Here is an 11,871-nt window from a genome sequence, read left to right on the forward strand (position 1 = left end):
TCAGGCGAGTACTTCGACGTCCCCAACGGGAACTCCTGTTCTTCGGATCCTCACGATCCAATGATCAGGGTGTCCCCGATCAAGGGCTAACCCCCGACCTCCGTGCTTGAACTACACGCCGTCACCGCCGGATACGACCAGAAAGCCCCCGTCGTCCGCGACGCCACCCTGACCCTCGCCCCCGGCGAGTCCGTCGGGCTCCTGGGCCCCAGCGGCTGCGGCAAGTCCACCCTCGCGCGCGTGGCCGCCCTGCTGCACCGCCCCGACACGGGCACCGTGATGCTCGACGGCGAACCCGTACGCCGGTGGCGGCACCGCGTGCCGCGCACCCAACGCACCGCCATCGGCGTCGTCTTCCAGCAGCCCCGTCTCTCAGCCGACCCCCGCCTGCGGCTCACCGACCTGATCGCCGAGCCCCTGCGTGCCACTGGCCGACGGGACGAAATACCGCAGCGCCTGCCTGAGTTGGCCGGGGCTGTCGGCCTCACCCCCGACCTCCTGGACCGCCGACCCCACGAGGTCAGCGACGGCCAGCTCCAACGCGCCTGCCTGGCCCGCGCTCTCGTCCTGCGTCCGCGCTGGCTGGTCTGCGACGAGATGACCGCGATGCTCGACGCCTCCACCACCGCCGCCCTGGTGGCAGCCGTCGAGGACTACCGCACCGCCACCGGCGCCGGACTGCTCACCGTCGGCCACGACCGGGTGCTGCTGGACCGCTGGTGCGACCGCACCGTCCGCTGGGAGAAACTGACCGCCGCGGAAGCCGGGGAGTAAAGGGATGCAGTCCACGACGATCAAGCGCGCTGTGGCGCAGGACGCCGACCGCCTCATCCGGCTGATCCAGAACTCCGGTACCTACCGGGGCACGTACGCCTCGATCATCTCCGGCTACCGGGTCACTGCCGACTACATCACCCGTCACCAGGTCTTCGTGGCCGTCGATACGGCGGTCGGGCAACTCCAGGGCTTCTAGGCCCTGCTGCTGGAGCCACCGGAGCTGGACCTGGCGTTCGTGGCGGACGACGTTCAGGGCAGGAGTGTCGGCCGACTCCTCATCGAGCACATGATCTCCCAGGCCAGGGCGGCCAGCCTGACCGAGGTGCGCGTGGTCTCCCATCCCCCGGCCGAGGAGTTCTACCGACGCCTGGGCGCCAAGCAAGTGGGGACAGTCGCCCCCTCACCACCGCAGGTCGACTGGGAGCGGCCCGAGTTGCGGTTCACCACCACTTGACGGCGCACAGGAGCCACAGCAACAGGACGGCCCCCGCAGGCATCGGGCCTGCGGGGGCCGTCCGTTGTACCGCCTGCCGAATGAAGGGTGACAAGACGATCACGAGACAGGACGCTCGGATGGGTCTAAGGCGTCACGGCCGGAGCAGCAGGCTGTCGCCGCGCTCCTTGGCGGCTGCGTAGCGCTTGGCCACGTCCTGCCAGTTGACGACGGCCCACATGGCGTCGATGAAGTCGACCTTCTGATTCTTGTACTGGAGGTAGAAGGCGTGCTCCCAGGCGTCGAAGACCAGGATCGGGGTGGAGCCCTGGCCGACGTTGCCCTGGTGGTCGTAGACCTGCTCGACGACCAGCCGACCGCTCAGCGGCTCGTAGGCGAGCACACCCCAGCCGGAGCCCTGCGTGGTGGCGGCGACTCGGCGATCGACTGCTTTCGGCCGCACCCACCAGGCTTCTGCGAATTTGCAACTACAAGATGGGGATGGTAAAAGCCAGGCCAGTATGTGGCCATCGACGCGGAAAGCAGCCAGGCCACGATGCTCACCGATCCGGTGGAGCGAATGGGCGGCACCCGCCAGGGCCCGCCAGGGCAGGTTTCGCCGGTTTCACCATGGCTGCTCCGGCTGAGCTGCGTTTGCAGGTCACTCGAATCTGTGTCGCGGGCGGCAGACACCAAAACCGCGCCGCTTGTGCGCCGGTCAGGCCGTTGACGCCTTCTCCGACGCGGGCTGTATCCGCGTGTCGCCCCGGTGCTGCTGCGCCCAGCCGACAGCGGCTGGTGCCGCCAGACCTGTCAGGGCGAACATGGCACCCACGACGTACCACCCCGGGCGGCCCCAGGTGATGCAGAGAGCGATGAGCATTCCCGGTCCGACGGCCTCAGCCAGGCCCGCACCGAGCCCGAACACGCCGAGGTACTGGCCGGTGGCACGCCGTGGGGCGAGGGCGAAGGACACCTCGAAGCCGGCGGCAGAGTGCCACAGCTCCCCGACGGTGTGGATCACCACCGCTGCGATGAGCAGGGTCGCCGCGGCCCACGCCGGTACCCCCCGCGGACAGCGAAATCAGCGAGCAGGCGACGAGAAAGGCCGCACCCGCCCGCCGGTAAGCCTGCGCACCCGCCGCAGGGGAATCGACGTTGCGGCCGGCCCGCACCTGGAAGGCGACGACGATGACGGTGCCGGTGAGCATGGTGGCCGAGATGAGCCAGTGCGGGGCGGTGGTGGCACCGACCATCCACAACGGGATGGCCACGGTGAGCACCTTGAACTGGATGGCCATGACGCCGTCGAGAACGGTCAGCAGCAGGTAGGGGCGGTCCCGGAGGGCGATCCAGCGAGGGCCGCCGGCATGGGGGACGGGCGCGACCGACGGCAGGAAGAACAGCAACACCGCCGAGAGCACGAATGCGATCCCGTTGCCGAGGGCCATCAGCTGGTAGGCGGTGAGCGTGCCCACCTGAACGACCCAGCCCGCCAGCACGGCACCGAAGGAGATGCCAACGTTGGTCACCGCACGGAGGTAGGCCCTGAACTCCTGGGGCCGGTCGCCTCCGTAGTGCCGGATGAGCGGTGAACGGGCAGCGATTCCGGCCGCCTTCGCCCCCGCAGCAACGCAGACCACGAACACGAACGGCCAGAAGCTGTCCGCCAGGACGAAGCCAGCCGTGGCCAGCGCCTGGACGACCAGGGTGACCGCGTAGACGCCGCGCGCTCCGTAGCGGTCCGCCAGGTGACCGAATCATTGACTCAAGGAGCAGTCCACCAAACTGCCGGAACGGATCAACCGCGAGGTTCCAAGCGCGGCACCGATGTCGTCCAGAAGTCATTCCAGACACTCGTCCACGATGCCGGCGGCGGGAATTTGGGTGCGGTCTTTCAGGTCCGAGGAACCGTTGCGATGGCGTTCAGGCGAAGCGGGCTGCCGCTGTTCTGTATCTCATACAGGGTCGGGCAGATCCAGCCGCCTTCATCGAACTCATTCCACGCGTAGATCAGCACGGTGTTTGCGGGAGTTTTCGCCTTATTGGCGTTGTTCCAGCTGATGGCTCCGCTGAGATGGCTCGCGATCTCAGCGGGTGTCGCCTGCTGGGCCCAGCTGGATTTGAACGTCGTGTAGTCGGGTTCCCAGGAAACCGGGTAGTCGTACCGGGGTCGCTCGTCCCACCCGGTGGTCACCGTCGGCACGACCTCCCCGGCCGCGCTCCCGTAACTGGACCACAGAGCGGTCTCGGAAGCGGCGAGAGCGGCATATGTGGCACCATTTCCGGCTCCGGTCGCATACCGGCTGACAGCGTCGGCTCCCACCACGGTCTTCAGGTCCGCCGCCGTCTGTGCGGTCCACGCCATGACCACGATATACGGATCCGACGCCCCCACCTCGACCGCCTTGGCCCTCATCTCGGTGACCTGGCCGGCATCGGGAGCGGAGAGGAAATAGACCAGCGGCCGGTCACCGAGCACCTTCTGGTAGTTCGACTCACCGAAATATGACGCCAACTCCGCCAGGTTCGTGTCGAACGCCGAAAGGAAATTGCCGTCCAATATGGCGCACCAGTTGACGTCGTCCTTGTAGTCGCTGGACAGATACAACTCCCTGCCCTGCGCCAGCGGATCTTGGGGGTAGTAGACGAACGCCCAGTAGTCGATGCCCGCCGCAGCCGCGTAGTGAATCTCCTGGTCCATGACGTCCTGGCCGACGGCATCGCTGTTCACCGACTCGGTCACCGCGACGCTGACGTTGTCGACGTACAGATCCGAGGTCAGCGTCTCGTTGGTGCGGAAGGCCAGGCTGTCGAACGACGCCCCGGACACCAGCAGGGCCGCGTGGCTGACCTTGCGCACCCCGTCGACGAAGATGTCGACCCACGCCGCGCTCTCCCCAGGCGGCGCCGGATCGGCGATCACCTTCACCGAATACCAGGTGTCGTCGGCGATGCTCTGGATGACGTTCCAGCTTCCGTCGGTCCCGCGGTACACCAGTTGCTTTCCGGCCGTACTCACCCGGGTCGCGATGTCGACGACCGCGCTCGACCCATCGATCAGCAGGGCTCGGGACCACCTGCCGGCGACCGTCTCCTTCCACTCCCACTCGACCGTCACAGCCCGGGACTGGGAGGTAAACGTATGAACCATCGCCGCCATCGAAGAACCGGACTCGTCGTGCAAATGCACGCTCCTGCCACCGTCATCCGACCTGTCCGCCACCAATACGCTGGTGGAAGCCGGCGCTGACACACTCCACCCCGCTGGAACGGCCCCCGTCGTCTCCGCGTCAAATCCCTCGTCGACCAGCACGCGATCAGACACGGTGATCTCGCTGTAGTAGGGCAACCGGAAGTGGTATTCCTCCGGTGACAACGTGCGATTCACAGTGCTGCCGACGTGGTAATCCCCGCCGACCCACGCATCCCATCGAATCGCCCCGACCAATGTTCGAGCAGAACTCCCTTCCAGCGTATCGGCAGCAGCCACACCACTCGCGGGAAGACCCAAAACGGCCCCGCCCGACACCGCCACCGCCACTTTCAGCACATCACGCCGACCCAGTCCATTTGCTTCTGAACCCGCTCCACGAGACATGGCGCAACCTCCAAAGCTGAGACACATGACGCACTTGCCACGGAGTCACCTCACAGAAATGTCCTGCTGGCCGCTTTGCGACCGAGAACAGACGTATGACTTCGCGCCAAAAACATAGCCCCTCGTCGCACTTCAGCCACTGGTACCGAATTGGGGAACCTCTGGACTATGTTGACCGATCTGACCGATCCGCCGTGATGGGCGGACGAGTCGCGGCCCAGTCGTTCGCTGGACGCGATGACGTTGCGCGCGACCCGACCCCGATGCGCTTGCCGCACCGTCTCCGCAGGTCAGCACACACAGTCGTAGGCGCTGCCCGCGAGCAGACACCGAGGCCCGGGGCAGCGACCACCGACGCTTGGCCGCATCCCGTCCGGGGCCGCTCACATCCCACAGGACGGGCATCCCGGAACCCTGCCCGCCGCGGACCACGAAGCTCTGACCTGCGTATTCACCCTTACATGCGGACGACGGCGGCGAGCAGCGGCTCAACAGGCCGTCCCGCGCCCCACCGTCCTGCGGCTGGCCCTCGACGGAGGGGTCGACGGCTTTGAGGTCTCCTACCGGCCGTCCGGAACGGTCCGGCGTTCACTCCGGCCGCAGAGCCCTCCGTAGTGAGCATGATTCGGTCCGGGGACCATGAGCGCATGACGAGCTCATGGCGAACGCGAACACCGAAAAACTGCTCAACCTTGCGCATCCAAATAATTCTGGATTGCTGTCGCCAGTTTAACAGAAATCTTCTCCTGGGCGGCGACAGTAGGGTGCGTACCGTCGGTTGTCTCTGTCGCGGTGTCAATCCAGCCGGCCGTCTCGATGTGTATGACTTTCGCATCTCCCGCGGCATTTCTTGTGGCTACCGTTTCGGATATCTCATCCCTGTGGGCGGTATTGAACGGCGTCATTGCGAAAATCACTGCGTCAGGATAGTACGTTCTCAGGTTCTCAAGGAACTTCAGATAGGCGGGCTTGAAGTTCGGCGCCTTTGTCCCCGTTGAGGGATCATTCGTGCCAAGATTTACCACCAGGTAGTCGGGTACGTATTTTGAGGTATCCCATTCCGGCACGTTCGATTCACCCGGTACATACTCCGACAGTTTGGTGTAACGGCTCACCATTCCCGTCGAGTCCGGGCCGCCGGACCCTGCGGCCACCGCTATTCCGCCGAATGCGACGGTGTTGTGAGAAAGCCCCAGCAGTTCAGGCGTTCTAAAGGTGAAGGAGTTCCCCAGTGAATTGACCAACCCGGCCCCGATGAATCCTACCGAAATGGAATCTCCGATAAACTCCATGGTCGGCTTCTTGATGTAGCGCCTGGTGCTTGCGCCAGGGTCGATCTCAAAGTACTCAATCTTCGGGAAGGATTGCTGGTACTCCGAGTAGATCTTCGCTGTATGCACCCCCTCCTCGAGGCCGGATGCGATGGTCAACGTACCGCTCGCGGTGATATTCCGCTGGAATTCTCCGTCATCCACCCCGTAAAGGAGCCTGCAAGTGCCGGCAAGCGTCACGGAAAGAGATGTTCCAGTGAATCGAAATTCAAGGCCGCTCTGGTAGTACCCGTAAACGGATCCGTCCGCTTGCTCCTGCCAGCGGCCCCGATACTGGATGTTGCTGTCAATCGTCGGGACCACGCCGTCGGCATAGAACACTGAACCATCTGCGTGATGGGTCCGGTGCTTTTCTCCTGGGCGGGATCCGGAGCCAGGGCGCTCCGCGGCGAATGCGAGATTGGGCGCACCCAGAACAATACTGCTTGCTGCGACTGGTGCTGCCTTGAGGAGTGCCCTCCGGCCGATCCGGCCGGCGCCTCTCTCCTCGGACTCAGAATTCTGTTTGGACATACCGCCGTCTCCTTTGATGCTTTTGCGCCCAAGGGTGTACACGGACGTACGTTCTTCAACCTATTCGGCCTGATGGGGGAACCGTAGCCACTGGCAACTCGGTAGTCCTTGGACGGTATTGCTCAACTATCGGACAAAATTTTCCGGCTTCAATCCACTCGCGGCTGGGACGGTGATCTGACCGGAGGCCCTTCGCCGGTCTCGCCAACCCGCGAGATGTCCGCTTTCGACGGCATAGTCCTGGATTTTTGTCCACTACTGGCGTTGTTCTCGTGATGTCGTCAGGACGGATCTGACGGAGACCGTGCCGGAGCGTGCGCCGCCGACGAGAAGCAGCAGGTTTCGATCAGGATGCGCGTGGAGTCCGTTTTCACGGTCAGTGAGTCACCGGCGAGCCGTCGTTGAGGTACGGTGACCGGCCGGAACTCCCACCGGCCGACGCCGACCGACAGCGGCGAACAGGCGTCGACGGCCTTGCCCGGAGACACCGGCGCCCGGAGAGCGGAGGACGTCTGCCGTCATTGAGCGGGGATGTCCGCTGGCGCACGGTGTAACGGCGTGGGGCTGACCCCCAAAAAGGACGCGGAAGCGTCGTGCGACACAGGCAGGGTCCGGCCAGCCGACCCGAGAGCCGATCGCGGCCACGGGCACGTCGGTATGGGCGAGCAGGGAGCCGGCGCGCTCCCGACAGCACCGGTTGAGGCAGGCGACCGGAGGATTGCCGGTCGCCTGGTGGAAGGCAGCTGAACGAGGGAAGGACTACACGGCCGCAGAGTTCATATCCGGCCGGTTGGGACGTGTGGGCCGGCCGCGACCGACCTTCTGGACGGCCGCGACGGCACATGCGGGAGCACGAGAACCGCGAAGCAATTCCTCGTCGGCATCGGCATCTTCCTGACCGGTATCGTCGCCCTGCGCTGATCAGCTCCCGGTGAAGGCGTTGATCAGGCCGTGGGGTGCGCTGTCGCCCAACATCACGTGAAGATCGGGGGCCCCGGCGTTGGACGCGACGCTGCGCACGAACATGGCCCGCTCGTATTCGGTGAGCGCGGTCTCGATGTCGTCGGGGTGCGCGGCGATGGCCTTGCCCAGTTCGGCGCCGTCGTACAGGGCCAGGTTGGCGCCTTCGCCGTTAGGGGCCGCGAGGTGTGCGGCGTCGCCGAGCAGGGTCACCCCCGGTGTCCGATCCCACCGGTGCTCGATGGGCAGGGTGTAGATGTTGCGCAGGACCGGCGCGGTCTCGCCGTCGGTGACCAGCGCGGTGAGTTCCGGCACCCAGCCATCGAACTCCTGTGCGATCCGTGTGGTGGCCGCAGCAGGATCGGTGAAATCGATGTCGGCGAACCAGTCCTGCGGCCTGGCGAGAATCACCCAGGTGTGGAGGTTCCCGCCGCGCTCCCGGTGAGCCAGGATCCCCTTCCCCGGCTCAAGCACCATCATCGTTCCGCCGCCGACGGTTTTCGCCCTGTCCGGGTGCCGGCTGTCGCCTTCGAACAGGCAGGTCTCGATGAACGAGACGCCGGTGTATTCGGGTGTCGCACCGGAAAGCAGTGGCCGGACTCGGGACCAAGCGCCGTCCGCGCCGACCAGCAGGCTCGTGGTGACGGCAGTGCCGTTGGCGAACGCCACCTCATGGCGGCCGTCGCCGAGGGCGCGGACGCCGCTGACCTTGTGGCCCCACCGGACGGTGCCGGCCGGGAGCGAGTCGAGCAGCATCTGCCGCAGTTCGCCGCGCTGCACCTCGGGCTTGCCACCCGTACCGTCGTCGGGCACGTCGAGTAGTACGTTCCCGTCCCGGTCCAGGAGCCGCATCGCCTGGCGTCCCTCCAGGATGAGCTTGCGGAACTCCTCGGTCAGGCCCGCCGTCTCCAGCGCCGGCTGGCCGTTGTAGTCGCGGATGTCGAGCAGACCGCCCTGCATGCGCGCCGACGGGGAGGATTCCGCCTCGTAGACCGTGGACGGGATGCCGTGCAAGTGCAGCACGCGGGACAGCACCAGGCCGCCCAGACCTGCTCCGACGATCGTGACCGGTGTCGTCATGGGTTTCCTCCCAAACTCGCGGGACCGATCCCGATTGGATCGTCACTCCAATCAAGCTAACACGACGTTGGAGTGACGATCCATTCGTGCGATGATGAGGACCATGAGGAAGAAAACTGCGACGCGATCTCAGCGGGCCCCGCGGCGCACGGACAGTCTGTCCAGAGAGCTGATCATCCAGACCGCGATCGAGCTTCTGGACAGCTGCGGCGAGAGCGCGTTGACCCTGCGCGCGCTCACCGTTCGCCTCAGCACCGGCTACGGAGCGATCTACCACCATGTCGCGGACAAGAGCGACCTGCTCGCGGCCGCCACCGACGACATCATCACCCGCGTACTGTCTGGTGCTGACATCGATACGGACCCGCGCGAAACCCTGCGCCACCTTGCCCTGGGCCTGTTCGATGCGGTCGACGCACACCCCTGGGTCGGGGCAGAACTCTCCCGGCAACCGTGGCGACCCGCTCTGCTGGACTTCTACGAGAGCATCGCCGGACTGCTGGACGCACTGGCCGTCCCCGAGCGATCGCGCTTCGACGCGGCCGGCACGCTGATGAACTACGTCCTCGGCGTTGCCGTGCAGAACGCCGCGAACGCCCGGCACCTCGCCGACAGTGACACGGACCGAGCAACTTTCCTGGACAGCGCTGCCGCGCAATGGGCGCAAGTGAACCCCAGCCGGTACCCGTTCGTACATGCGGCGGCGACGCAACTGCGCGAGCACGACGATCGCGAGCAATTCCTCGCTGGCGTCGACATCTTTCTGACAGGTATCGCCGCCCTGCGTTACTGACTTCGGTTCGTCAGGGTGACGTTGGGTTGTTGAGGGTCAGGCCGGTGCCCGCTATGAAGCCGTCGAGGGTATCGGGCCGGTACTGAAGGCGCTTGAGCCGGTTGCGGACGAGGGCTTCAAGCCGGTCGAGGGCAACCACGGCCAGGTTGGCCAGGCTGCGCTTGACGTGGGCCCGTACTCCCTCGACAGGGTTGAGGTCGGGCGAGTAGGCGGGCAGCAGGAACACCGTCAGCCATTCACGCTCGGCGATCAGCTCGCGCATGGCGTGGGAGACGTGGGTGTTCAGGCGGTCCCACACCAGCACGATCGGCGCCTTGACGAGCTGGTGGACACCGTCGACCAGCGCGATGAAGTCGCGCTCTCCCATACTGCGACGCTTGCCTTTGCCTGCGGGGTGGGTGCGCAGACGGTGGCACAGCCGGGTGCGGGAGCCGGGCCGCATGGCGATCACCCCTGCCACCGACAGTCGTCCCGAGCGTCGTCCGCTCACCGTCACCTGCGGAGTCACGCCGCGCCGGCCCCAGGTGCGTCCCCTGGGCGGCCGGCGGGTGAAGCCTGCCTCGTCCTCGAAGCAGACATAGCCTCCGCAGGCCGCCCTTAGCCTCGATCCACCGACCGATGCTTTGTGGGTGACGTTTCAGGAAACGAAGAAATGCCTTGTGACCTGCGATGATGCGAGTTCTTCAGGCTTCCAGCACGCACGATCAGCAAGGCACTTCCGAGATGCAAGTTTCCCACACGCCAGCAGCGATCTCTGCTGCGTTCGACAACGCGAATCTGGTCGCGCATGCCGGGCTTGTCCCGGTGATGCGGCTGGCCGAACGGTGCGGGCTCGCCCGTCTGGTGGCGGACAAGGTGAAGCTGGGCGGGGCGAAGAACGGTGCGGGTGCCGCGACGGACGCCAAGGTCACCAGCATGGTGGCCGGGATGGTGGCGGGCGCCGACAGCATCGACGACCTGGACATGCTGCGGCACGGCGCCATGCCGACCCTGTTCGGTGGGATCCGCGCCCCGTCCACACTCGGCACCTTCCTGCGCGCGTTCACCCACGGCCATGCCCTGCAACTGCACGCCGTGCACCGGAAGTTCCTGGGCGCCCTGGCCCGGCACACTCCGCTCCTGCCCGGCTCGGGCGAGAAGGCGTTCATCGATGTCGACTCCACCCATAAACGGGTCTACGGCCGCGCCAAGCAGGGTACCGAGTACGGCCGGTTCAAAGGCATCCGCACCCTCCACCCCCTGCTCGCCACCCTCTGCACTCCCACCGCCCGGCCGATAACCGCCACTGTGCGGATGCGCCGCGGCAAGGCGGCCGACTCCCGGGCGCCCCGAAATTCGTCAGCGAGGCCCTGGCCGCCGCGGTGGAAGCAGGCTGCACGGGAACCCGGATCCTGCGAGCGGACTCGCAGTTCTACAACGCCGGCGTGATCGCCGCCTGCCGCCGCAACGGGGCCCGCTTCTCCATCACCTGCGGCCTGAACCCCTCCGTCAAACGCGCCATCCTGGCCATCCCGGACACGGCATGGCAGCAGATCACCTACCCCGCCGCCATACCCGATCCCGAAACGGGCAAGCTCATCCCGGACGCCGAAGTCGCCGAGATCCCCGCCTACACCGCGTTCACCGGCCGCAAGAAGACCGAGCGGGTCACCGCCCGCCTCATCGTGCGCCGTGTCCGCGACCTGGCCAAACCCGCCACCGTCGGCGAGCAGGGCGAACTGTTCCCTGTCTGGCGCTACCACCCCTTCTTCACCGACAGCCCCGCCCCGACGTTCCAGGCCGAACAGGAACACCGCCACCACGCCGTCGTCGAACAAGCCATCGCCGACAGCAAAGCCAGAGCCCTGGCCCACCTGCCCTCGGGACACTTCCACGCCAACGCCGCCTGGCTGACCCTGTGGGCGATGGCCCACAACCTGCTCCGCGCTACCGGCGCCCTGGCCTCCGCTTCCACACCAGGGCCACTACCGCGACCCTCCGCGCCCACCTGGTCCACATCCCCGCCAGGACCGCCCGCTCCGCCCGCCGCATCACCCTGCACCTGCCGCTCAACTGGCGTTGGCAGCACGCGTGGACACGACTGTTCGCCACCGTCCACGCGCCGCCCGAGACACCCTGACGTCACTGACCACCCCGCCCGCCAGGGCCCGACCGGAGCCGAATCGTGGAAGAGCTGGGCAAACCAGCAGATGCACCCTGCCCGCACTCAGCTGACAGCCCAAGGCCCCACCCCGAAAACCCGGAGATCACATCGAAACCGCGTCGGTGGATCGAGGCTTAGCTCAGATCCACCGACCGATGCCTTGTGGATAACATTGCGGGAAACGAAGAAGTGCCTTGTGACCTGCGATGATGGGAGTTCTTCAGGCTTCCAGCACGCACG

Annotated in this window: 6 protein-coding genes and 4 pseudogenes; 4 read left to right on the forward strand and 6 right to left on the reverse strand. The window is 66.1% G+C overall.

What is annotated here, in order from left to right; genetic code table 11:
- The first annotated feature begins 102 nt into the window (after positions 1-102).
- Positions 103-774 (forward strand): ABC transporter ATP-binding protein, encoded by a 672-nt coding sequence (locus ACWEKM_RS35050; RefSeq protein WP_451625314.1) that lies wholly within the window; start codon positions 103-105, stop codon positions 772-774.
- A gap of 4 nt (positions 775-778) precedes the next feature.
- A pseudogene (locus ACWEKM_RS35055) lies at positions 779-1,231 on the forward strand (GNAT family N-acetyltransferase).
- A 133-nt stretch (positions 1,232-1,364) separates the two neighbouring features.
- On the opposite strand, the pseudogene ACWEKM_RS35060 reads toward ACWEKM_RS35055, so the two are convergent.
- The 5 genes and pseudogenes from ACWEKM_RS35060 to ACWEKM_RS35080 all read right to left on the reverse strand — a co-directional run.
- A pseudogene (locus ACWEKM_RS35060) lies at positions 1,365-1,643 on the reverse strand (superoxide dismutase); the annotation flags it as partial.
- A gap of 466 nt (positions 1,644-2,109) precedes the next feature.
- Positions 2,110-2,961: an MFS transporter gene (locus ACWEKM_RS35065; RefSeq protein ID WP_451625340.1), complete on the reverse strand. Its 852-nt coding sequence runs from the start codon at positions 2,959-2,961 to the stop codon at positions 2,110-2,112.
- A 146-nt stretch (positions 2,962-3,107) separates the two neighbouring features.
- Positions 3,108-4,763, reverse strand: coding sequence for a hypothetical protein (locus ACWEKM_RS35070; protein WP_451625315.1), 1,656 nt, complete (start codon positions 4,761-4,763; stop codon positions 3,108-3,110).
- A 734-nt stretch (positions 4,764-5,497) separates the two neighbouring features.
- A complete protein-coding gene (locus ACWEKM_RS35075) occupies positions 5,498-6,655 on the reverse strand; it encodes an SGNH/GDSL hydrolase family protein (protein WP_451625316.1) in 1,158 nt (385 codons plus the stop codon).
- Positions 6,656-7,576: 921 nt separating this feature from the next.
- The gene (locus tag ACWEKM_RS35080) at positions 7,577-8,695 is read right to left on the reverse strand and encodes an FAD-dependent oxidoreductase (RefSeq protein WP_451625317.1); all 1,119 of its coding nucleotides are present in this window, start codon (positions 8,693-8,695) and stop codon (positions 7,577-7,579) included.
- 103 nt (positions 8,696-8,798) lie between these two features.
- Between ACWEKM_RS35080 and ACWEKM_RS35085 the strand changes: the two genes are divergently transcribed.
- Complete coding sequence (locus tag ACWEKM_RS35085; RefSeq protein WP_451625318.1) at positions 8,799-9,488, forward strand: TetR/AcrR family transcriptional regulator; 690 nt, start codon at positions 8,799-8,801, stop codon at positions 9,486-9,488.
- A 10-nt stretch (positions 9,489-9,498) separates the two neighbouring features.
- On the opposite strand, the pseudogene ACWEKM_RS35090 reads toward ACWEKM_RS35085, so the two are convergent.
- Positions 9,499-10,074: pseudogene (locus ACWEKM_RS35090) on the reverse strand (transposase); the annotation flags it as partial.
- A gap of 137 nt (positions 10,075-10,211) precedes the next feature.
- Here ACWEKM_RS35090 and ACWEKM_RS35095 point away from each other — a divergent pair.
- Positions 10,212-11,607: pseudogene (locus ACWEKM_RS35095) on the forward strand (IS1380 family transposase).
- Positions 11,608-11,871 lie beyond the last annotated feature (264 nt).

It is taken from the genome of Streptomyces sp. NPDC004752, from assembly GCF_053601275.1.